We start from the raw sequence: 22,447 nt of genomic DNA, 5'->3' as shown, positions 1-22,447 counted from the left end.
TTTTTTTTGAGATGAATGTAGCTAAGATTAGTACGAGTTATGTGATTGCTATTATGCCAACAGAAATGCGATATACTATGCAAAGAGGTATGTATGAGCAAGATGGCGAGAAGGTGTGTGATATTCGATACGATATTGTGTCGACGAAATACCTGAAGGATGTAGAGAATGAAGATGGAAGTACTACTAGTGTAGCAACTGATTTTGTGACACCGGTGCAGTTTGATAGCGGTATGAAGACGATTCCGTACGGGTTGTACTTGTTGATTGAAAGCTATAGGCTGGATAATGACCCCGAAAAGCTAGCTCAGATTAATATGGCGTTGACACAGTTTGAGTTTCAGGGGTCGTTGAGTGAGTTTGTACTACAGGTAGAAGATGTAGAGTAGATGAACTCGATTGTAGTAGAATATTTGGAAGACATTCCCGCATCGGACCAGTGGCGTCTGGTGCGGGATGTTTTTTTTGAGGTGAGTTACTATGGAAAAGTAACTGTGCCTGCGGGCTATGTGACAGACTTTGCGAGCTCGCCCCCGTTTTTGTGGAGCTTGTTCCCTGCGATTGGGAAATATAATAGGGCGGCCTTGATACATGATTTTTTGTACGAAAATAGAATGATTGCACAGGGCAACCTAAGTGATTATGAAGCTAGGTTGCTGGCCGATAAGATATTTCTGGAAATAGCTAATACGGTGAATCCTAGGGGGAAAACAAAGCATTATTTGATGTTTTGGGCAATTAGGTTATTTGGTAGAAATAGGTTTTTGAGGTGAAATCTTGTACAGGATATAGAGGTAATAAGGGTGTATTCTTGTGTCGGAATTAATAGCAAAAAAGGTATGTGGTTTGGTAATGAGGGATATTTTGCAATTAAGGAGGGAATAGCGGAGTACTACCGCCGTGAGCTTGCGGCGGGTCGCTTTCCTCAGGTTTTTCCAGAAAAAGGGAAATTGATGGAGCTGTATGCGGCCGAAATTATCACAAAAGATGAGGTAAACCGCTATACTCCAGTGCGTGCTCAAGAAGAAAAGTCGGGCATGATTGCAGTACTAAGTGTGTCGGGTGTAATGACAAAACAAGGTCAGGCGTGTGCGTACGGAACCGAGCAAATTGCCAATCAGATAGACGCCGTAAATGCAGATCCTCGAATATCGGCTATGGTAATTAAGTGGGATACGCCTGGAGGCGAGGTTGCAGGGACGAAAGCACTGGCGACAACTATTAGAGATTCGCCCAAAGTAATAGTTGGATACGTTTCGAGAGCTGACTCAGCGGGCTATTGGGGTGTAAGTCAATCAAAGGAGATTGTACTGGAGGACTCAGCCGATGCCGAAACGGGCTCAATCGGGGTATATGGTATTTCGATTGACGAAACTAAGGCACTTGACCAAGCGGGTATTAGTGTCAAAATTATTAGAGCTGATGGCAGTGAGGACAAAGCTCTTGAGAACCCTTACGAGCCGATGACAGATGCAGTGTTGGCTGAGAAAAAAGCAACGCTCAACGCCATTCGTGCGGAGTTTGTGGGGATGGTGAAGGAAGGGCGTCCCAACATCGCTGAGGATGTGTTTTCGGGAAAAGTCTTCAGAGCAAAAGAAGCCCTCAAACGCAACATGGTCGACAGCATTGGTACACTTCAGGACGCCATCAAGCGAGCCGATTTTCTGTCGAGAAAGCAGGCAAGACAAATGCAACTTAATCAATCTAACAATAATAATAAGGCAGAGGAGATGGGATTTTTCAATGAATTATTTGCGAAGCACAAGCCTACTGATGCAGTAGCCGCAGAGGCACTTGCAGACCAAGAAATCGCCCAAAAGGACGAAAAAATCAATGCCCTAACGGGTGAGGTGAGTGCAAAGGATGCACGTATTGCTGAGCTTCAGGCGAAGGTGAGCGAGTATGAGCCGAAGGCTACTAAGTACGACCAAATCAAAGACGATTATGAGGCCAATGCCAAATACGTCAAAAACTTGAAAGATGCGGGAATTAACCCTCCAGCATCTGGAACAGATGCCAATTCGGACGGTGAAAAGAAGCTAAAAAGCTACGAAGCGGCACCGTGGAATGCACGGGCGATGGAGATGCAGGGTAAGTAAGTTAATCAGTGTGAAAGAACGAGGTAAAAGAATTTTAACTTTTTTAAACTAGAGGGGGAGAGATGCCAGTAGAGAGTTTAACCCTGAGCAAGTTCGCTGAAACAGCGACGGACTACGCTCACGACAACAAATTGCATTTGCATACGCAGATGCTTGCACCGGGTCTTAACGGGATTCCCGGAACACCCATTAAGCCTTTGACAGATTTTGTACAGGGTATTCCGACGAAAGACCGTGTGTTGTTACACGACTTCAAAATGGGTACAGTACTACAACCAGACAAGCGTGAGGGCTTTACCCCCACCGCTGATGCCCTAAAGATAGAGCCACGATGGGCACAAGTAGTAGAGTGTAAAATCAACCTTCTTTTCCCCGAGAAAAAGATTGTTGCTTTGCAAAAATCGTTCTTTGGCATGCTTTCGGGTGGTTCACAGTCTAAGTTGTTCTTAGAGTCGTTTCCAACCTTTGAGGCCTTTTTCTTGAGTAAGGTTATTGAGAAAGCCAAGTCGGAATTGAGAAATATTTCACTATGGAAAGGCTCACGCAATACGGCATTGCAGACACCTGCTGCGATTTTTGATGGCTGGCAAAAGAAGATTGATGCGGCTATTGTTGCTACAACTTTGCCAGCGGCTAACATTGTAGCTATCAACGTGATTTCGGCCAGTAATGCAGTTACCGAAATCAAGAAAATTGTTGGGCTATTGCCAGCAGAATGGCGCTATAGTGACCAGTTGGTATGCCTTATTTCGCCGGCTCACATGGATATGTACAATGCCCATTACCAGACGTCGAGAGGTCCAATCGTATACAATAATAGCTACAACAAGCAGTATATTGAAGGCACGATGATTGAGTTTTTGGTAGAGCCAGGCTTGAGCGGTTATGAAACGCCAATTATTACGACAAGAAACAACTTGGTGTTTTTGTACGACGATGATTTTGAGGCGATGGACTTCACGTTTGACTATAACAAGCGTAACGAGGACTTGGCGCTTATTGCGAAGTTTCAGGCTCAGCCAGAGGTAATTGACTTTACGGAAATGTGGATTGGTAATGCACCATAAGAGAAACTTAATTTGATTTATCCCTCCAGTAATGGGGGGCTTTTTTGATAATCGGAAAACCAATAGAACGAGGAAAAGGAGATGCCAACAGTAAGTTTTTCCAATATCGATGGTACTAGCCATCAGAAGCCCAACCCTGGCGGGATTAGACAGGTGTATGTGGCAATTGCAAGAGACATTCAGGGTGTGTGGCCCAAAGAGGCTGACATCACAGCAGGCGAAATTACCACCCTTCCAGTAATGGTAACGGGTAAGAAATTTGCCGAATATGAGTGCCCCGATGGCACAGTAGATGCCAGCTCGCAACAGTCGGGCGACCCTGGGTATATGTCGTACAAGCACATGATCAACTTTAGCTTGGCAGGATATTCGAAAGAATTGATTGCAGAGCTACAGAAGCATCGTAACGCAGGCTCGGTGTTTATTGTGGAGCAAAACGATGGGACGTTTTCGGTAGTGGGGAGTTCGGACAACCCTATTTACTTGAAGTCGGACTTCAAGACGGGTAAAAAAGGCTCGGACAAACGAGGTTTTGACCTCAAGGGAGAACAAGATGGGCAAATGTGGGATTTGGTACCGCTAAAAGAGACCTTAATCTCGCAAATCCAATTGCTTCCACAGGTGTAGTATTTAGTTTATTCATATAAGAAGCCTTGTCATTCGATAAGGCTTTTTTTAATCCTTTTAGAATCATGGACAGAAAGTATCAATTGAACAAGGCTGAAGTACCCGAGGGAGGTATTGCCAGACACGTGCCAGGACTCGGCAAAGTAACTATCAATGAGAACACGCCAGACGAACTCATTGACCGCCTGCCAGAAGAGCTAATCAAGCAGTTTTTCGTAAAAAAAAACGACCTGAAGAAGTAGGATCAGGAATAGAAACCGATGTGTTAAACCCTTTAAGTATGCAAAACCCAAATGGCAAAGCAAAAAGAGGCAGAAAGCCCAAATCAAAATGAATTGACCCCAAATGTCAACAATGAACCCTCTATTGGAAATTTGGAGGCTGAAAATGGAAATATTGAAACACCTAGTGTCAAGGTTATTACTGTAGATGCTGATGATTTACCTCAAGGAACACTTGATGAACTCTCGTTGAAGGAGATTCATAAGCTGTATGGGCTATGCAATAAGTATGTTATGCAACTGGATACAGACGATGAGGATTTCAAAGAAACTATGGCGTTGATGACAAAGCTTAGACAAAAAGTGGATGTTTTTGACCCGATGGAAGCTGTCAAACAGGCATTTCCTATTGCAGGTAAGATTTTGACAAGCAAGACTCCAGCCGAAAAAGCTCAAGAACGCCTTGATAAGCGACAAAAAGAAGAAGACGAAAAGGTAGCAGAAGCTAGAAAAAAGGCTGAAGAAGAGAAAAAGGAGTCTGGGGAGGAAGAGGAAACCTTGGAAAGTGACAAACAATAGCAAAAAGAGTCTGTAGGTATAATATCTATAGACTCTTTTTTGTATGTTTGCAGTCCTTATTACAATATGTTTTTGAGAAGTGTACCGTCGGCAAGACCTTGCCGATTGGCATGGGGGTGCAAGTCCCCTATTGGTGTACTGTTCTCAGTATTGTAATCAGGAGTGACCAATCGGCTTCTTTTATGAAAAATCCTACCGACAGAGCTTCGTTAGTTAGATACCTTAGAACTTCACGTTTGGATACTGAAGAGCTAGGTATGACCCTTGTTCTATACCTAGTAGAACATCAAAATTGGATTGAGGAGAATGACCTGCTGAGACAAGACCCTTTGCGTTATGTAGAGGAAATAGACTATTTCAATGAAATTTTGGGCTTTACGAAGCACCTAGTAGACTATGGTGTTTTGAAGGGATATGGGCTTGTAATGTAGTCCAAAGGTGGTGTTGGCTGATGCTGTATCTTGCTGAAAAAAGCCTATGAACGAGCAAGAACACACACGGCAATTGCATATAGCAAAAGCACAACTGAGGCTGTTACAAAGGCAGCACCAAGATGGATTAGCTACTGAAAAGCAGCTTGAGGATGCTGAGCGAATTTTGGCTAATCTGCGAGGCTACCAACCGCCCCAAAAGGCTGAAGAGCCTGTGAAAGCAGCTTTTGAGGATACTCAAAGCAGCTTTTTGGCAACGACTGTCCAAGCCCCCGAGCTGACCGAATCGGTGAAGAGCTTGCTGGAGGGACTAATCAAAAAGCGGGATGAGGCTCATGCCAAAAAAGCTACACTCAGTAATAAGCTCCATACAATTCCCGAACACGAAAATTGCCCAGACATTGTGTCTGAGATATTGGCGTTGCGTAATGTCTGGAAGGAGTATAATGCAAAGATCAAGTTTGTGCAGCAGCACGGATGCTTGCCCGATAGCGAGCAAACGCCTGCTGAGTCGAAAGGGATTGATGAAAGTCAATTTCTGAAAACTATGGAGCTGAAGGAGCTGTGGGCATTGAAGGAGGATATAGACAACTGTCGTAGCAACTTGAGCAAAGCTCGTAAGCAGGCCCGTAATGTTAGCGACCCAATTAGGGTGCTGCACTATCAGCGAAAAATTGTAGAGCTGGAGTGGAAACTCTCGCAAATGACAACTATTTACAATGCAAAAAAATGATAATCAAACATACAACTACCAAAAAACTAGAAACAGGCTGGAAACGCCTGGTATTTCAGTGTATCAACGATACTAACGCCGATTTTGAGGGTGAGTTTTTCTTTGAGCTTAGAACCCTATTAGGAGCAGTGTATAATGCTCACCAGATAGTGACGCTGAAAAAAGGTTATGTGAAATATTTTACGATCGACCTTGAAGACAAAGACGCAAGTAGATGGAGTAAATACAAGTATTCGTTTGTAATAGGAAATAGGCTGAATACACAAAAAGGCAAAAAGGTATACAATTACGAAAACCTTACATATGTAGTAACTCAACACAAAATTGATACAAACAAGCAAATCAATAATTTACGATGGTGGTAGAGGGGTTGAAATGGCATACCGAGCAGATTCGGTGGGTCGATATGGTGACGTTCGATAAGAACGCCCGCAAGATTAAAGTAGAGAACCGCAAAAACTTAGCGGAATCTCTCAAGGAGTTTGATGTGGTGGACATTCCGACGCTCGATGTAGATAATGTCATCATTGGTGGGCATCAGCGCTGTATGACGATGATTCATGCGGGTCGTGGTGAGGAGCTGACAGACGTCCGCAAACCAAATCGCAAGTTGACTGAGGCAGAATTCAAGAAACTCAACTTGATTTTGAACTCTGACAAGTATCGCGGTGAATTCGACTTGATGATGCTCCGTGACAATTTCTCGGAGTTTGATTTGAGTCAAGAGCTAGGTATTGACTTGGCAGAGCTGGACAAAGACGTCGCCGAAACCAATGAAGTAGGCAAAGTTGAAGCAGAACCAGAATTGCCGATAGTTCCAAAGTATTCCGAGAAGTATTCGGCTGTAGTGATTGTGATAGATAACAGTATCGACGAAAACTTTGTCCGTTCGGTATTGGGTTTGGGTGTGGAGCATGATTATAAGACCTCGAATAAGGGTGAGTCGTATGTGACAACCGCTAAAAGCTTTATTGAACGATGGAACAACCGATAAAAGTATTAATAGCTTCGCACAAGCGTGCCGACCGCATCACAACCCACGAGAAGGTTGCCAATAGTATTATTTGTATTCCTGAAAGCCAATTAGGCGAATATCGAGAGCGATGCCCCGATACCGAAATTGTTACACACCCTGATAGCGTCATAGGCTTGAGCTGGAAGCGCCAGTGGATGATGGAGTACTTTGGCGATGCCTTTCACCTCGATGATGATTTGGCATTTATGAAGCGCATCTATACCGAAACGGGTGAAGAGGATAAACTAAGTCCGGATGAAATTTACGATGTCATTCAGGTAACAGCTCGCACCGCTAAACGCATGGGTGTGTATCTCTGGGGCTTCAATACCTGCGGGAAACCCTTCACATATAATGCACTTCAGCCCCTCCAGATGAGTGGCTATGTCAACACCTGTGCGTTCGGATTGCTTACAGGTTCAAAGCTATTTTTCAGACCTGAGCAAAGATATCAGGAAGATTATTGGATTTCGGGCCTTAATGCCTATTACAATCGTAAGATTTTGCGTGACAACAGGTATTATTTTCATTTTAATGATACCTGGACTGGAGCTGGAGGACTTGCCGAGTTTCGCAACATGCAGACACTTGAAGAAACTCTCAATAATCTTCAGGGGATTTTTGGAAAAGATGTAGTTAAGGTTCGAAAACTCGGAACAAAAAACCATCCCTTCCAAATGAACTTTAGTGTACCATTTTAACATTTGACCAAATGAAGTGAAAACCTGCCAACAGTGCAGGTTTTTTTATGCTTTTTGCCTGCCAAACTTACCGTAAAATAAAAGATTCACTGTTTTTCACCCTTGTACCCATTGCCTACCTTCGTAACATAATAATCGACAATAAATCAATTAGTTATGTTCTATTTTAATCAAAAAATCCAACTCAAAAACGATTCAAAAACCTACATTTTCAAGAAGGAGGTTAACGACATCTTAGTTTTTCAAAGCGAGGGTCAAACCTTTGAGTTTCAAAAAGAAGAGTTTGCTCAAGACAATGTGATTGTTCTCTGGGAAACAGTTAAGCTCTTTGGAGGTACACCAATCAAAAGGCTAGCAAGAGCCTATTAATTTTCAATTTCAAACTGGTTTTCAAACAATTATGAAGAATTACAAATTAGGTGCCAACGCAGAAAGGCACATGAAGAAGTATGAGGGTACTTCTAACGAAGATTACATCGAGTTTGCGGCCCAAACAGCCAGAAAGGTAACAGTGAGTAGATTTGATACCGAAATTTGTGAAAGATTACAAATCTACAATATTGCTCACTTACACTACAAATCGACACTATTACCCTTAGGCATTCAGGAACATCAGGTAGATGAATATTTGCTTGAGCATTCTAACAATCCATTGGAGCTTGCAGAGCTTTTGCTTTCTGCCAAAGCTCTGCAAGCTAGCTACAGCTCAAAAGCCTATATCATTTCGGAGTTTTTGAAGCCATTTCCGAAAGAGAGCTTTGAAAGGTTTGGAGATAAGAATTGGTTAAGTGATGTGAGCAAAGGATGGTTCAACAAAGAAGGGGTGGCTCTCGATGTACAAGCTCAGGAAATGAACTCTTTGTTTTTTGTAGAAGAGGAAATTAGTATAGATGATATTATTGATTTTGTGAGGACCTACAAACGACATGGGTATAAGTCTTCAGCCACCAAATTAGTAGAACGTATAGAAGAAAGGTTCAAAGAGTGTGCAGGCTTCCAAATCAAAGATTATTATGTGGAGCACTTGTTGAAGTCTTGCTATCCAAAGTACGAAATAGAAACCTTTGAGGACGTACCCTTCTGATGGTGAAGACAGTAGATGTACCGCACGAGTTGAGGGAGTTCAACGAGGCATTCAACAAGCTTGGAGGATATCGCTGGGACGTAGCTGAAGTATTCCACGACCTCTTAGATTTTATGATAGCTTGCTGGTCACCATACGGAGATAAGGAGCTAGCAGAAAAGCTCAAAAAGAAATATAAGGACGATTACCATTGCCTTAGCGCGATGATGGCAGCACTATTAAGGTGCTATAATGAAAGTTTCAAAAATCGCAATTGGTACGATGGATTAGGTACCTATTACGAAATCATAGCAAGCCGAAGCAAAAGCAGTGCCTTGGGACAGTTTTTTACTCCTGAATGTGTATGCGACCTTCTTTCTTATATCAATGCTAATCCAGACAATCCACCCATAAATAAGACCATTAATGACCCTGCTTGCGGGTCTGGAAGGCTTCTGTTATCATTCCATGTAATAGCACCTCAAAACACTCACTATGCTTGTGATATTGACCCTATTTGTGCCAAAATGACGGCTTTCAATATGTGCGTTCACGGAGTAAGGGGGCAAATTGTTTGTGGAAATGCACTAGACCTTGTGGAAGATTGGAGGTTTGGTTTTGAAATCAATAGGTTACTCAAATTTGGCATCCCATCTATCGAACGAATTAACGCTAATCAATGCGCTCAATACCATTCTTTCGAGCAGATGGTTAGTAGGTTGAAGGTAGAAATGAAGGAGCAAAATGAGGTAATTACTGAAGAGAAATTACAACAAAAGATAGCCGAAAAGATGGCAAAACAGTCTGCCATTACGGGTCAATTATCCTTGTTTTAGCCTGCCAAACTTACCGCAAAATATAAGAATCACTGTTTTACCCCTTTGTAACTCTTGCCTATATTAGTAACACAATAAACAACTGGTTTTCAAACAAATAACAAAAAGTATGATAATTGAACTTAACGGAAGTTGGAGGTTGAGGCTTTCCAACATTATGAAAGATGCCTGGCGATTATTCAGAAATGGAATAGTAAGCTTCTCCTTATCCCTCAGGCTCAGTTGGAAAATTTCTAAAGGACTAATTACTCCAAATCAAATCAAAAAAATGCTGAGAAAATGAAAATACACAAGAAACAACTCAAGGAACTAACACTTTTTGAAAGAGAGGAATTATACAAAATTCTTACAGAAGGAACAAAGATTACAGCAGGCAAGACACAGAACAAAGGTTGGATAGATACCCCTCTTTTCCTATCTGTCGAGGAGCAAAAACAAATGAAACTATTTTAACAAGAAAGCTCCACTTCAACGAGGCGGAGCTTTCAATAAAAATTTGGTTTTCAAACAATCAAAAAGATTGCTGAGCCACAAAATTACACAAATGAAACATCAAATCATAACCAAAAAGGGCTATAACGGTCCTGAAGTAATATCGTCGCTACAGAAGTGCATAAGGCGAGGATGGGAAAAAGAAGCATTGTTTTGGGCCTTAGAACTCTATGAGTCAAATTGTTCTGAATGGCTTTGGAAAAGGCTAAGGATTATATCAAGCGAAGACATTGGATTGGCTGAGCCGCATATCTCAAGCGAAATTTGGGCTTTATTCTGTATGTTTCGAGAGGCTGCTAAGAATAAGGAAGATAAAGGAGAACCACAGAGGTTGTTTCTTGCCCATGCAGTAATTAAGCTATGCAGGGCTAAGAAAAGTAGGCTAATAGATTGGGCCATATTCTGGGAAATTCTTACACATCCCTTCAAACGCCTCGAAATACCAGATGTAGCCCTAGACAAACACACAGACCGAGGAAAAAGGCTTGGAAGAAGCTGGAAACACTTTTTTGAAGAAGGATCGAAACTGGCTCCACACGAAATACAAGAGCTGGAAGACGAGTATCGAGAGCTGGCCAAAAAGGCTATTTCAAATAGTAATGAAATAGCAACACCTGAACTTTTCAACGAATAATGTCCAAATTTTCATTCAAACCGCTTGCGATATTGCAGGCGGTTTTTTTTGTGCAGATAGATACGAGAGAGAAATGGGACGACCAAGAAAACAAACGCATAGCCTAGTGAAAATGAAAAATAAGCTAGGCATTCAGAAAAACAAATTTGATGTGTACCATGAGTATTTGAGTGGTACAAAGGATATTGACGAGCTGACGATAGAACAACAAGAAATGTTCGACAAGTATAGCCTTGCATGGTCGATGGCGAACATCGGGCGTACTGACGACATGATAGAAGTTGCTTTGCAAAAGAAGTATGATATCAAAAGTGGCATGGCTCGAATTATCCGCATCGAGAGTTTCGAGCTATTCGGCAATGTAGAGGATGTAAGCAAGAAAGGGCGCCTGATGGCGGCAATCAATTATTTCAAAACACTCTCCAACCTAGCACGTGCTGAAAAAGACTTCAAAACAGCCACGATGGCTTGGAAAGAGGCTTCTACACTCGAAGGATTGTATGAAGGCGAGGCCGTAGGGTTCAATTTGAACGACTTCAAGACAGCTCCAACCATTGTCTTTACCAATAATATCAACGTGCTTAATAAGCAAAATAAATCAATTGAGGACGATGAGTAGCGAAGTGAAAGAGGTATATCTCAATGATAAACAGTTAAAATTTCTCAAAAGTAGGGCAAAACGCAAAACATTTCATGGAGGTCGTGGCTCTGGTAAGACCAGTACATTAGGTGTTGACCAGTATCAATGTTTTTGGGAGTTACCACGAGCTACAAACGTTATTGGCGGGCTGACCTATGTACAGCTCGACTCAGTAGTACTACCAGGTATTCTAGCTTCTTTAGAAAGGCTAAATATTCATGAATACAACAAGGCTCAACCCTTTGGCGTCTATGTTTTAGGTGTAAAACCGCCTGACCACTGGGGAACTCCTTACCAAAAAGTAGGGAAAAAAGGCTATCAGTATGCGATGACTTTTATCAATGGTTACACTATTCGTTTTGTATCTCAAGATAATCCAAACACTCACAGAGGGATTAACTCAGATTTGATTCGAATAGATGAAAGTGCTACCATGGACGAAGATTTTATCAATACGGTATTGTCTCCGACCATGCGTGCCAACCCAAATACTAAACTAGCAAAAAGCCATTTGCATCATAGTTTCTATGATTTTTCGTCTGCGAGCTGGACACCAGAAGGGAACTGGATTTACAAAACGGAGGAGCTTTACAAGGAAATGTTGGAGCGTAGGTCTAAGATGTCGGATTCTGAAAAGCTCAAAAACCCTCCAGAATACTTATTCCTAGAAAGTACGTACAGAGATAATCAAGCCAATTTGCCGCTGGATTATGGCAAGCGCTTACAAGATCAACTTTCTGATCTTCAATATATGGTTGAAGTCGAGAATGAGCGATTAGGTAAGTTACCCAACTGTTTCTATTTCTCATTCTCAAACGCAAGGCATACCTATGTCAAGTCGTATGATTATGAATTCGATGATAAGACAAAGCTACATCTATACCGCTCTAATGACTACTTATCAGATCGTGAGCTGGAGGTATCCCTAGACTTCAACGCTGATATATGTTGGGCTGTTACATGTCAAGAGGTTGGTCGTGAGTTCAGAGTTATCGACTCGCAGTTCGAGAAGTCGTCAGTCCTACAACCTGACAAAAACGTCATCTTAGAAAACGCCAAAAACTGGTGCAAAAAATACGCCTCACACCAGAAAAAAACAGTTAAAATTTATGGTGATAAATCAGGAAAAAACCGCAACGCTGGCTCAGGCGGTGACAATGGTAACTTCTTCAGCCAGTTCATCAAGGTGCTTATAGATGAAGGTTGGAACGTAGTACGTGAGTATGAGAAACAAGGTAAGAACCCTCTACATAAGGATAAGTACATACTACTTAACCATCTATTGGAGGAGTCTAATGAACGAGCCCCTAAGATCCGATTCAATCAGAACACCAACAAGGTGCTTATTATAGCCATGTGTCGCACCCCTATCATGACAGACGGCACCTTCAGAAAGTCAAAGAAGAGCGAGACACAAGGCGACATGGTTACGAACAGAGAGTACGCAACCGATGGTACAGATGCACTCGACTACATACTATATGCCAAGTTTCGCAAGTATATGCCAGGTGTTCGTAGTCAACAAAATACTTTCGACTCATTCTAACCTATTCATACAGATTCATTCCGATTCTTCCAGACTCTTCAACCCCCTCTTCTGGGGGTTATATTCTATTTTTTTCGAATGGCAATTGCCCTTGCCGTCAAAGGGCGGGTTAGGACGTAGAAAGAGATGAAGCTCTTTTTTGGATTAATTCAAAGTAACTAATTAGTTATCAGAAAATTGTAAAAAATCTCATTGAAAATCCTGTTAAAAAAGCGTCCTAAACTATCCCCAAACAACCAATTAATATTGAATAATAAATGATTAATGAGGATATGAGTAAAAAAATAAGTCTTTCTCAAGCTCTTGCTATGATTTGCAATCCTAACCAAACGCATTCTATTAAGTACAGAAAATCTAGTGCGGGTCAGGTTGGTGTTGCAGGTAGTAAAGATGGTGTTACGGTACGAACAGTAAAAGGTGAAAACTTCAATATGTTATCGGCCTCGAAAAAATTCGGAGCGGATGGACTATTGAAGTTGTGGCAACCTCGTACTCAAGAGCAGTTTGATATTGTGATTGACTTGTTAACTCATATTGACGGGATGGAAATAGAACATCCCTATAACTAAGATTTGTATGTCAGTTGTTGAGTTGTCGAAGAGCATATTCCTTCTTAGGAATGATGATGCAAGAGTGGGGGCGTTTGTGGAAGTAGTACCCTCAACACAAGATACGAGTTTTCCTAGCTCCTCAATTGGAGCTGGCTCAGTTAGCTATGATGGATTGACACACGTTCGATGGGGTTCACAGGATGAGAAGCCTACCGAAATGCACCGTCTTGCAACAGAGTCTCCGAACAAATGGCGTTTGATTGAAACTCGTAGAGATTTTTTGATCGGTAATGGAGTTCGTTTTGGTATCGAAAAACCTAACGGTGCCAAGATGGAGCGTGAGCTTTTGAGCCCAACTCATAAGGACTACTCGGCTATTAGCGATTATATCCGCTCGCTCGATAAGGTTGGGTATTTTGGAGATGCTGCTTATCAAGCAAGTTTTTCGGGTAATGTCTTCACGGGGATTCCTCTCGATAGAACTGGAAGAGCTGAGCTAATCAATTGCCTCGATTGTTTCGAGATGCGAATAAGAGCTTTGGCACAAAACGAAAGTCGTGTGTCTGCCTTCATACGCAACCCAAATTTTGGAAAGCGTACTTACAAGAAAGCTGAGGGAGTTCCATTACCTGCTTTCAATCCAGCGAATCCAAAGGCTTTTCCCTTTGCGGTATATCACGCAAAGCACAAATTGCCTGGGCAACCCTTCTACTCGTTTGCCCCTTGGTGGGGAACAAAAGCATGGGCAGAAGTAGCCAATAAGATTCCGCAATATCACCTTGAGGGGCTTACAACAGGGTATAATATTAAGTACCTTATCAAGTTCCCGGATGATTATTTTGACAAGGAAGGGCTAGAAACAGACGAAGAAAAGACGGAGCATAGAAATAGCGTATTGAAACGTATGCGTGATTCGCTCTCTGGCAAAAAGGATAAGGCTGTTGTAACATACTATAAGTATGATATACAGTCGATGAAAGCTTTGCCAGGTGTCGAAATCATTCCGCTCAAAAATGATATGACCGACGATGCTTATGTGTCGCTTTTCAATACGGCCAATATTGCTCAGGCATCAGGTCACGGCGTTATGCCAGTGCTTGCGGGTATCGACACTGGAGGGAAATTGGGAGGCTCAGGCAAGGAACTCGAAGCAGCGGCCATGTACCAACAAAAATTCATGACCTATAGTGACAGAGCTTTGTTGTTACGCCCACTTGTCGAAGTTCAGGACCTCAACGGTTGGGACAAAAATATCAAGTTTTGGTTTGAGGACATTGAAGTATATGTGACGGACTCAACCCCTACTAATTCGCCAGCGAACCCAAATAATCCAGATAAGCAAAAGACAAATGGCAACACTAATTAAAAGTATTCAGGAGCTAAAGGAAATTATTGGGGGAATTCAAAAGGATATGAACCCCCAAAACTTCATGCCTTTTGTGAGGTCTGCGGAAACTCGTTTTATCCTGCCAATTATTTCGGAGGAGTTCTACGACGAGCTAACCGAAATTGTTGCACCAACTGGCAAAACACAGAAGCTTATTGAGTATCTCAAGGAAGCCTCTGGCCATTACGCCAATATGCTCAGCACTATCAAAATGGTGCTGAGCCGTGGGGACATCGGCTTAATGCAAAACAAAACGGCTAATTCTGTCGCCATCACAAAATGGCAATATGTAGCAGACGTCAAGGACTCAAGGGAGAAAGCTGATGCTGCAATGGAAGCAGCGTTGAAGTACTTGTATAAGAACAAAGGAGAATTTCAGACTTTCCTTGCTTCTGAAGAGTACAAGGCTTCGGCCAATTTGCTTATCCCGACTGCTAGTATGCTTACGGAGTTTTTGCCTGTAGTAGCTCACTCTCAGATTTTCTACCTACGCTTAGTCAATTATATAGCAAAGCAGCAAAAGTATTATATCGTGCCTCTGATTGGGAAAGAGCAACTGGAGGCATTCAAGACAAAGGCGAGACAAGCAAGTCCAGATTGGACGGAGAAAGAGCAAGAGGCAATGGACTTGCTTTGTCATGCCATCGCAAACCGTGCGTTTGCCGAGGCAATCCCTTTTCTGAATATCAATATTGATATGCGAGTAGTGGGCGAAACGGACGGTGTACTGAACGAAGACGACCTAAGTGCCGACCGCAAAACTGGAATACAAAGAACCTGCTTAGATCAGGCTGAAATGTTTTCTAACAAGCTTGTGAAGCACCTTAATAAGTACGCTTCAGCTACGGAGTTTTCAAGTTTTTTTAATTCAATTTTTTATAAACCGACACGACGGACTTTTGATTCCTTGCCACCTGATGAGCCCGGAATGCCCCTTGTGTTATAACTTTTTTCACGATGAAAATGGCGACGAATGTGGTGGGTGATGTAGTGAAGCCGCCAATTGTTTTGAACAACAACTTCGACAAGAAGGAAGAGGAGCTACAAGCTGCTATCCTCGATGCTCAAAAGCAGCTTGAGAACACTAGAAAGCAGAAGGCCGAAGCTGAAGCAAAGCAGCTTGAGCAAAAGCGAGCTCGAAAAGCTACTTTGTTAGCTGAAGCTGAGAATTACGAAGCACTTGCTAACGACCCAAACCTTCAAAAAGCAGACGTTGATGCACGCCTACAGTGGGCGGCTGAAGCTCGTAAGCAAGCAGCTCAAATCTATATTGAAGGTGAGGAACTGCCTATACCAACTTTTGTAGAGAAAGTTAGCGAAAAATTGACGGCGGTATTTGCCTGGCTTTTTGGTCACGGCCTTGGTTGGATGTTTCAGATTGCTATTCTTTTTATTGTTGCCTACTTCTGCTACAGTAAAGTAATGGATTGGAAAGTAGCTATTCAGGCTATTAATGCTAAGTATGCGGCACTCGACCAACCAACACAAATGCTGGCACCACCATTGGACGAAACAGATTTGCAAAAGGTGTTCTACGACAAGTTTGTATTGTTCATCGACCTGTTCACGGCCTTTGTGATAATGCTAATTCTAGCACCAGACAAACTTTTTCAAATTTTACCTTTTGCCAAAATTTCTAAGAAAATATGGAGTGGATATGCCACATTACCCGAACAGCAAAAGCAATGGTTGTCTTTTGCATGGTGTGCCTTGGTGTTGCTTGTAACAATCTGGAGTCACACGCACAACAGTACCATCCGATAGAGCTGGAGCTTCGGAATGCTATTTTCGACACGCTCCGATACTATACCAATTTTACGGTAGAACAAACAGGGAAAAACGACCATTGGGCAATTCATCGTTTCAACAAGCTCCAGAAGGGTGCAAAAGGACGAGCATGGTGTTCTGACTTCATTTTGTACGGATACCACAAAAACGGAGTGTATCCGCCCTTGGTTACGGGTGTGGCCTATAGTTGGAAAAAGAAAAAGACCCTTGTGTATTGGCCCGCCATGGGTGTAGATGTTCGGCGAATTAAGCAGCTAGTGAGCATGATGGATGTGGTAGTATTCACATGGTCGCATGTAGAAGGCTATACCGATGCCAATATACGAGGCCCTGTTACTATAGGCGGAAATACCAGAGGCGGACGACCCAAAGAGGGAGCTTATTACCCTATATACCGCTACTGGAGGGATGTTCGAGGGATATACAACCACGTAACCCCTTGGCTGAAAGCTCGGGAGAGTTCAGCGGCAATCAATATGAGTTTCAATTCAAACCATAACTAAGAACTAATGTACAATCAAAATGAAATCGGCTTGGCAGAAAGATTTGTTTCGCCAACCCCAAAAGTCTTTTCAATTATTAGAAACATCGGAATTATCCTAGCGGCTTTGGCTGGAGCAATTATGACTATTGGAAAGGATATTGAGCTACCTGCAATTCTGACCCTGATTGCCGACAAAGCAACTGTTATTGCGGGAGTTATTTCGGCTATAATAGCTCAGCTTACGGTAGATTACTCAGAAAAAAATCTGCAAGATGTTGGTAAGGATAAGCGGTTTATGTTGAATCTGGCTTTCCTGATAGTATTCAGTTTTTCTATTTTTTCATGCTCCCCTATTGTTCGAGGGCGGATTATTAAGTTAGAAAATACGCCAAAGCCTGAATGGAAGGTAACGATAGAAAATTCGGGGAAATATAGAACCCTCTCGATACAACGAGCTGAGTGGATTCACCTCAAAATAGGGCAACTGTTCTATGCTGGAAAGTAATGGAATGGCTCAAATCACAATTAATACAAAATCAGATAGCGAGGCTGTCTGGTGGATGGAGCTCGCTAACAAATTGGGTACTGAAATACAAGTGGTATTTGGTAGCGGTGTTCCTGCTGATGGTCATCGCACCTCAGGTGATTCGATGTCAGGAGCAAAAAGTAAGCTCGAAACCCCAAAGCTCAGACCCTCAAATTAATGTTAGGTCAACTCAATACCTCCAAAAGAGCGAGGAAGCTAGGCTGGCTTCTCATGCTCGTATCGATTCTATGCACAGTAATGAAGTGCAATGGGCAATCGACTCCCTCTTCAACAAGTGACGAGCTGGAGCAAATCAAAAAGCTGGTACCAAAAGGGTATGTAGTATTGACGGTTGAAGGGGCAAAAAAAGCCCTGAAGTTTCGTGAAGATGCTCTTGCTTTTGGGTATCAGAACAAGGTGAAGGATACCCTTGTAAACAACCTGTTGGCTGAAAACACAAAACTTCGGTACGATAATGCCCTTCTTCTTGAGCAGGTGAAAGAGCTGAAGAAAAAAAACACCTTATCGACTGTGGAAAGATGGGGGTATCGAGCACTGTTGTTAGCAAAATTGATTGGGCTGTTATGAAGAAAATTCGTGTAGATTTTTGGGAAGGTAAAATCCCCACAACATTTGAGGAGTGTAGTTTTTTGCAAAAGGAGCTTGCTCTTACAGCAAAACACTACTTGAATAATACAGAGGTTTCGCTTGATACCTACAATAGTATTAGAAAGGATATTGCAAAAGTACTTACTCGAATGCCTACAAAGGTTTTTGAGCGGCTTAATACCGAACAGCGACTAGCGGTGTACCGCTCGTGCGACTGGGTGAAGCATATTGAAGTGATAGCAAAACCTTTTCAGTACTTCGTAATTGACAATGTGCATTATTTTTTGCCAGCAGAAAGATTTGCAGATACAAGTGCTATCGAGTATGCTATGTCATTGCTGCACTATGCACAGTTCAGCAACCAGGGGCAAACCGATGCCGCATTTCAGCTTGTAGCTACACTATGTAGACCCCAACGAAAGGACCTTAATCTTTTTCGGCACTCGACCTTATGGAATGGCGATTATCGAGAAGAATATAATACTATTCTTGCCAATGAGCGAGCGGCTGTTTTCAAGGAAAAGTTAAGTTTTGGGGTTGTGGCTGGCATACAAGAATATTACAGCAATATGCTCAAGGGTTATATGGAGCGATACGCATCCCTGTTTGAAGAGGCTGAAAATATGCAACCACTTTTCCCTTCAGGCGAAGGATGTATTGCCATGCTGGAGGATGTTGCCGAAACTGGATTGTATGGCAGTTTCAATGAGGTTTGTGCAACGCCTATCGAAACTATCTATATGTATCTGAAACATAAGAAAGTAAAGGCGGAAAAGGAAGAGGAAGATTTCCTGAAATCGCAGGAAGAATGGAAACTTAAACTATGAATATTAGAGAAGTTATTTTGACCTTTCAGGTAGGCTTTGAGTTATGGATAATTTATATGGCTATTGTTACAAATTGTCCAAGCAGTACAATTCGATTTAGGAATATAATCAATTTTTTAAAACCCAAATGTATGTCTACATACAAGGAACGCCTAATTGATGAACAGGCACAACTAAATCAAAAAGTTGAAAAACTTGAAGTTTTTATTTTAAGTGAAAATTTTCAAAAAATTGAGGCAGTTCAAAAGCCATTGTTGAAAGAACAGTTGATTGCAATGAAAAACTACAATCGAATCTTGATTGCACGCATTGCATATCTCCAATAATGACTGGGTAGTGTATGATTACACTACCCGTTCTTGTTTGAAACCCGTCCTATAAACCCCGTTTTGCAGTCTGTATTTTCATCAAAAAAAGCTACGAAGATGAATTACATATTTGCTGACTTAGAAAGTACATCAACTTATATTGAGCAGTTTGCTCAAGCTCATGTCGACGCTCCTTATTTTGTGTTTGGTACCGAAGAGGATGTGATGCAGGCATCCGCAACAGAGGGTTTTCATTATCCATGCCTTTGGCTGGACCTTCCGCATATCGTTACGGAAGACAATGAAATGGCCAACCTGATGGAGAAGTATAGATTCTCGATTACGTGTATGTATTCGGGAGAGCTGGACAACAAAGTTACCCGAATCCAAGCCTATCAAAAGGCTGTGAGATTGCTCCAAAATCTTCAAAACAAACTGAAACAGGACAACCGAAAAGGAATCCTTGTATGCGAGCTGTCGGGCATGCAAAAAATGCCGCTCAATCCTTTGCTTTTCAATAGCTCGCACTATGGCTATATCCTCAATTTTGAGGCATCTTTTCACGCTAATGATATTTTGTAATGGCTATTTCCTCAGTTTTGAGGAATTTTTCACACTAATGATATGGATATTCTTTCAAATTCGACATTTGAGCCGATGTGCCTTAGTCGAAACCCTATAGAAATTAATGTTGATGCCTTCGACCCTCAAGCAGCTACTAGGGCGGGTATTCGATATTACTTAGATATTTTTCTTCCTGCTTATTATCGTGCTTCCAATTTCGAGAAAAAAGCTACACTGGAGGCTAGCGAACAGCCCCCGTATATGATAGGCACTTCTACTATTTTTGCTGGTGCTACATTCAGTATCGAGGAGCTGATAGATTCTTACCTAAGTGTGAAGCCTCCTACCTTTGGGCAATCCAAAATATCGGTTTGCCCTTCGGCAACTATTAATTTCTATACGAGCCACAAGGCTCAGCAGGCTACCACTGTACAAACTGGCACCAATCAGATGCTTTGGGCCATAAAGGGCGGTATTCAGGAGGAGTATTTTGAAGAGTGGAAAGATACTTTTTTCACCGACTATATAGGTGCTAGACGCTCGTTTTTGACCTTTCAAAATACTGAAAAAAAGGTACGGCAAGATGCCCCCGAATACCTGTACTGGCTGTCGAATATATCACCAACCCCCTCGAAGATTAAGCTTAGGATTGAAGTACAGTACGAAGACAATACCTCCGAAATAATGACAGGCTCAGAGCTGTCGGGTATTCTGACTTTTGCGGTGTACTGTATACCTGTAGGGGCAACAGTGCTTTTGCTTGGCAACTTGCCCAAAGTCGTGGTGTCGTATCGAGTTTGGCTGTCGGACGAGGCTAACCAACGCCTTACCGAAGCTAGAAAATATGTGCTTGATTATTCGTACGAGCGAAATATTAGGTATATCCTCTACCAAAATAGCCTTGGGGGCTTTGATACCCTATGCCTTACAGGACAAGCAAGCGAAAGTATTAAGGTAGAAAGGCAGATTTTTGAACGGGAACAACCTTTCTACTATTCTGCAACTTTTGCTGAGCGAACTATCAATAAGACTACGGGCATAAGAGAGCTCGTAATTAATACGGGCTGGATAGAAAAAAACACCCTTTTTCAGTATCATGACCTTATGCTTACACGGCAAATTATCCTTGTTAGCGATAGGGAATATGTGCCCCTAGTGGTCAAAAACGATTCATTGTTGAAGCATAAGGACGACGATAATTTGACAGCTCGTGAACTTACCTTTGAGTACTCCAACAGAGAAACTAACGTGACACCCCTGCCTATTGCTGCGGCCAAAGTAGAACGGCCCACAAGCTGGCGACCGTACCAGTTTGGCGGATGTGTGCTAGATGCCAACGGCCGACGTGCGGGCTTTCAGCAAATCAATCTTATAGAAAAATACTATAAGGACGATGGTGCTAGTGTGAAGCCCTACGAAATTAAGGCTAACACACCCGATACTGAGGGGTATATACCACCAGTGCCAACGTCGGCTTGTAGTGTGGCCACAACCCCGTATTTGTCTACAGCAATTAGCCGAATAGGGTCGTTTCATCGAAATAATTGCTCTGTAGGACAGTTCGGTAGCAAGGCCCTTGTTGTTGTACCAGCAGGGGCGTATGGCTCGGAGCTTAGCCAAGCCGATGCCAATGCAAAAGCTGAAGCAGCTTGGGGCAGGCTCAATACACAAGCCTATGCCAACGACCCTGCCAACGGGGCTACGTGTTCGGTGTCGCCCGAAACCTACCTGGTACCAGGTGTGCCGGCTGGCTCATTCAATTACCGCTGGTACGACAAAGCCGGTAGCGATGCCGGAGGGCAGCTGTACGGTGGGCTTGGCACATATTCGGGCAGTTATACCGATATTGCCTTTGGTGTAGGCTGGGCATTGCAGGCTAATACCAATGCAGGTACAATTAAGTATCCACAAGGGGCCAATGATTGTGTTTTCCCTTGCAATGTAGGTACGTATGCCTACCAAATGGTAATTGCAGGCAATACAGTACAGCGTACTGTTAGGCTGTACTACAATGGGGTATTGCAACTTACAAGGGTAATTACACCAGGCGAATTTCAGGCCAACAACTATTACATAAGGGTTTTATTGCCAACCCCTATTCCATCGGGGGCTATGGTGTATCTATCGGTAGAATAATGAACTACGATGCAGAACTAGAAAAGGTCATGACAGAGATTATGGCCGAAAGTGAGAAGATGTTCAAGGACGCTATCGAATACAAAAGGCTAGTTCTTACGGGAGAGCTGAAAGACAACTTCGAGCGTTTTGTAGTGAAGAAAGCGAGTGGCATAGCGGGCGAAATTGTATATAATGGATATGGTAGATACAAGGACATGAAGGTGTTGAGGTATAGTAATCATATGCCGCCTGTAGATGCGATGGAATTTTTCATCGAGAAAACGGGTACTTCAAAATTTCCGTTTACGCCTGGGTACAAAAACAAACGAGTAGTAACTATCTCGGATGTGAATAGGCTGGCATGGGCATTCTCAAGGAGCAAAAGAATTGCTGTGAATCAAAACCGAGGGTATAGAGGTACATGGTACAACGAAAACAAAATGAAGATGGTCAACGTGGCTAAGAAAAGGCTACGCTGGCTAACCTCTGAGTTTTCGAGCTGGCAGGTGGCACAGCAACTTGCTGGCAACCCCTAAATAGCGAACAGAAAAGTATTATAGTCACATTGCAAATTGCAGTGTGACTATTTTTTTGAACGTGG

At 42.5% G+C, this 22,447-nt stretch carries 32 protein-coding genes; all 32 read left to right on the top strand.

The window, feature by feature from the left end; genetic code table 11:
- Positions 1–11: 11 nt before the first annotated feature.
- The 32 genes from FLEMA_RS0108880 (at position 12) to FLEMA_RS0108715 (ending at position 22,382) form a co-directional block, all read left to right on the top strand.
- Entirely contained in the window at positions 12–389 is a 378-nt protein-coding gene (locus tag FLEMA_RS0108880; protein WP_026995165.1) for a hypothetical protein, read from the top strand.
- Positions 390–773, top strand: coding sequence for a DUF1353 domain-containing protein (locus tag FLEMA_RS0108875; RefSeq protein WP_044171148.1), 384 nt, complete (start codon positions 390–392; stop codon positions 771–773).
- Positions 774–803: 30 nt separating this feature from the next.
- Positions 804–2,099, top strand: a complete 1,296-nt coding sequence (locus tag FLEMA_RS0108870) for a S49 family peptidase (protein ID WP_144080067.1) — start codon at positions 804–806, stop codon at positions 2,097–2,099.
- 62 nt (positions 2,100–2,161) lie between these two features.
- Entirely contained in the window at positions 2,162–3,166 is a 1,005-nt protein-coding gene (locus tag FLEMA_RS0108865; RefSeq protein WP_026995162.1) for a hypothetical protein, read from the top strand.
- Positions 3,167–3,247: 81 nt separating this feature from the next.
- Positions 3,248–3,793 carry a hypothetical protein gene (locus FLEMA_RS0108860; RefSeq protein ID WP_026995161.1) on the top strand — a complete coding sequence of 182 codons (546 nt, stop codon included), beginning with the start codon at positions 3,248–3,250 and terminating at the stop codon, positions 3,791–3,793.
- Between the two features lie 65 nt (positions 3,794–3,858).
- The gene (locus FLEMA_RS76925) at positions 3,859–4,035 is read left to right on the top strand and encodes a hypothetical protein (RefSeq protein ID WP_218918523.1); all 177 of its coding nucleotides are present in this window, start codon (positions 3,859–3,861) and stop codon (positions 4,033–4,035) included.
- 51 nt (positions 4,036–4,086) lie between these two features.
- Positions 4,087–4,593, top strand: a complete 507-nt coding sequence (locus FLEMA_RS0108850; RefSeq protein WP_026995160.1) for a hypothetical protein — start codon at positions 4,087–4,089, stop codon at positions 4,591–4,593.
- A 182-nt stretch (positions 4,594–4,775) separates the two neighbouring features.
- Positions 4,776–5,024 carry a hypothetical protein gene (locus FLEMA_RS0108845; RefSeq protein ID WP_144080066.1) on the top strand — a complete coding sequence of 83 codons (249 nt, stop codon included), beginning with the start codon at positions 4,776–4,778 and terminating at the stop codon, positions 5,022–5,024.
- A gap of 46 nt (positions 5,025–5,070) precedes the next feature.
- On the top strand, positions 5,071–5,757 hold the full coding sequence (locus tag FLEMA_RS0108840; protein ID WP_026995158.1) for a hypothetical protein: 687 nt from the start codon (positions 5,071–5,073) through the stop codon (positions 5,755–5,757).
- Positions 5,754–6,122, top strand: a complete 369-nt coding sequence (locus FLEMA_RS0108835; protein ID WP_026995157.1) for a hypothetical protein — start codon at positions 5,754–5,756, stop codon at positions 6,120–6,122. The genes FLEMA_RS0108840 and FLEMA_RS0108835 overlap by 4 nt, the downstream gene beginning before the upstream one ends.
- Positions 6,113–6,751 carry a ParB N-terminal domain-containing protein gene (locus FLEMA_RS0108830; RefSeq protein ID WP_052354035.1) on the top strand — a complete coding sequence of 213 codons (639 nt, stop codon included), beginning with the start codon at positions 6,113–6,115 and terminating at the stop codon, positions 6,749–6,751. The genes FLEMA_RS0108835 and FLEMA_RS0108830 overlap by 10 nt, the downstream gene beginning before the upstream one ends.
- Positions 6,736–7,473 carry a GREB1-related protein gene (locus FLEMA_RS0108825; RefSeq protein WP_026995155.1) on the top strand — a complete coding sequence of 246 codons (738 nt, stop codon included), beginning with the start codon at positions 6,736–6,738 and terminating at the stop codon, positions 7,471–7,473. The genes FLEMA_RS0108830 and FLEMA_RS0108825 overlap by 16 nt, the downstream gene beginning before the upstream one ends.
- 156 nt (positions 7,474–7,629) lie before the next feature.
- Complete coding sequence (locus tag FLEMA_RS0108820; RefSeq protein ID WP_026995154.1) at positions 7,630–7,842, top strand: hypothetical protein; 213 nt, start codon at positions 7,630–7,632, stop codon at positions 7,840–7,842.
- A gap of 31 nt (positions 7,843–7,873) precedes the next feature.
- Entirely contained in the window at positions 7,874–8,557 is a 684-nt protein-coding gene (locus FLEMA_RS0108815) for a hypothetical protein (RefSeq protein WP_026995153.1), read from the top strand.
- Positions 8,557–9,372, top strand: a complete 816-nt coding sequence (locus FLEMA_RS0108810; RefSeq protein WP_026995152.1) for an N-6 DNA methylase — start codon at positions 8,557–8,559, stop codon at positions 9,370–9,372. The genes FLEMA_RS0108815 and FLEMA_RS0108810 overlap by 1 nt, the downstream gene beginning before the upstream one ends.
- Before the next feature lie 279 nt (positions 9,373–9,651).
- Positions 9,652–9,825 (top strand): hypothetical protein, encoded by a 174-nt coding sequence (locus FLEMA_RS76920; RefSeq protein ID WP_159102671.1) that lies wholly within the window; start codon positions 9,652–9,654, stop codon positions 9,823–9,825.
- A 91-nt stretch (positions 9,826–9,916) separates the two neighbouring features.
- A complete protein-coding gene (locus FLEMA_RS0108795) occupies positions 9,917–10,498 on the top strand; it encodes an AAA family ATPase (protein ID WP_044171146.1) in 582 nt (193 codons plus the stop codon).
- A gap of 112 nt (positions 10,499–10,610) precedes the next feature.
- Positions 10,611–11,117, top strand: a complete 507-nt coding sequence (locus FLEMA_RS0108785; protein ID WP_026995150.1) for a hypothetical protein — start codon at positions 10,611–10,613, stop codon at positions 11,115–11,117.
- The gene (locus tag FLEMA_RS0108780; RefSeq protein ID WP_026995149.1) at positions 11,110–12,684 is read left to right on the top strand and encodes a terminase large subunit domain-containing protein; all 1,575 of its coding nucleotides are present in this window, start codon (positions 11,110–11,112) and stop codon (positions 12,682–12,684) included. Before FLEMA_RS0108785 ends, FLEMA_RS0108780 begins: the two co-directional genes overlap by 8 nt.
- Before the next feature lie 272 nt (positions 12,685–12,956).
- The gene (locus tag FLEMA_RS0108775) at positions 12,957–13,253 is read left to right on the top strand and encodes a hypothetical protein (RefSeq protein ID WP_144080065.1); all 297 of its coding nucleotides are present in this window, start codon (positions 12,957–12,959) and stop codon (positions 13,251–13,253) included.
- 7 nt (positions 13,254–13,260) lie between these two features.
- The gene (locus tag FLEMA_RS0108770) at positions 13,261–14,601 is read left to right on the top strand and encodes a hypothetical protein (RefSeq protein WP_144080064.1); all 1,341 of its coding nucleotides are present in this window, start codon (positions 13,261–13,263) and stop codon (positions 14,599–14,601) included.
- A complete protein-coding gene (locus FLEMA_RS0108765; RefSeq protein ID WP_026995146.1) occupies positions 14,585–15,568 on the top strand; it encodes a DUF6712 family protein in 984 nt (327 codons plus the stop codon). The genes FLEMA_RS0108770 and FLEMA_RS0108765 overlap by 17 nt, the downstream gene beginning before the upstream one ends.
- Positions 15,569–15,585: 17 nt before the next feature.
- The gene (locus FLEMA_RS0108760; protein WP_144080063.1) at positions 15,586–16,386 is read left to right on the top strand and encodes a cell envelope integrity TolA family protein; all 801 of its coding nucleotides are present in this window, start codon (positions 15,586–15,588) and stop codon (positions 16,384–16,386) included.
- Positions 16,308–16,913 (top strand): hypothetical protein, encoded by a 606-nt coding sequence (locus FLEMA_RS76770; RefSeq protein WP_144080062.1) that lies wholly within the window; start codon positions 16,308–16,310, stop codon positions 16,911–16,913. The genes FLEMA_RS0108760 and FLEMA_RS76770 overlap by 79 nt, the downstream gene beginning before the upstream one ends.
- Before the next feature lie 6 nt (positions 16,914–16,919).
- Positions 16,920–17,399: a hypothetical protein gene (locus FLEMA_RS77065; protein WP_052354034.1), complete on the top strand. Its 480-nt coding sequence runs from the start codon at positions 16,920–16,922 to the stop codon at positions 17,397–17,399.
- The gene (locus tag FLEMA_RS0108745) at positions 17,386–17,598 is read left to right on the top strand and encodes a hypothetical protein (protein WP_026995143.1); all 213 of its coding nucleotides are present in this window, start codon (positions 17,386–17,388) and stop codon (positions 17,596–17,598) included. Before FLEMA_RS77065 ends, FLEMA_RS0108745 begins: the two co-directional genes overlap by 14 nt.
- Complete coding sequence (locus FLEMA_RS0108740; RefSeq protein WP_026995142.1) at positions 17,598–18,008, top strand: hypothetical protein; 411 nt, start codon at positions 17,598–17,600, stop codon at positions 18,006–18,008. Before FLEMA_RS0108745 ends, FLEMA_RS0108740 begins: the two co-directional genes overlap by 1 nt.
- Positions 18,005–18,856, top strand: a complete 852-nt coding sequence (locus tag FLEMA_RS0108735; RefSeq protein WP_026995141.1) for a hypothetical protein — start codon at positions 18,005–18,007, stop codon at positions 18,854–18,856. The genes FLEMA_RS0108740 and FLEMA_RS0108735 overlap by 4 nt, the downstream gene beginning before the upstream one ends.
- Entirely contained in the window at positions 18,853–19,182 is a 330-nt protein-coding gene (locus FLEMA_RS76050; protein WP_052354033.1) for a crAss001_48 related protein, read from the top strand. Before FLEMA_RS0108735 ends, FLEMA_RS76050 begins: the two co-directional genes overlap by 4 nt.
- A 99-nt stretch (positions 19,183–19,281) precedes the next feature.
- On the top strand, positions 19,282–19,746 hold the full coding sequence (locus tag FLEMA_RS0108725) for a hypothetical protein (protein ID WP_026995139.1): 465 nt from the start codon (positions 19,282–19,284) through the stop codon (positions 19,744–19,746).
- 42 nt (positions 19,747–19,788) lie between these two features.
- Positions 19,789–21,864: a DUF5977 domain-containing protein gene (locus tag FLEMA_RS0108720; RefSeq protein WP_044171141.1), complete on the top strand. Its 2,076-nt coding sequence runs from the start codon at positions 19,789–19,791 to the stop codon at positions 21,862–21,864.
- A complete protein-coding gene (locus FLEMA_RS0108715; protein ID WP_026995137.1) occupies positions 21,864–22,382 on the top strand; it encodes a hypothetical protein in 519 nt (172 codons plus the stop codon). The genes FLEMA_RS0108720 and FLEMA_RS0108715 overlap by 1 nt, the downstream gene beginning before the upstream one ends.
- Positions 22,383–22,447: the final 65 nt, after the last annotated feature.

Source organism: Flectobacillus major DSM 103, assembly GCF_000427405.1.
In the GTDB taxonomy this organism is placed as follows: Bacteria; Bacteroidota; Bacteroidia; order Cytophagales; family Spirosomataceae; genus Flectobacillus; species Flectobacillus major.
This window is presented reverse-complemented; position numbering and strand designations above follow the sequence as displayed.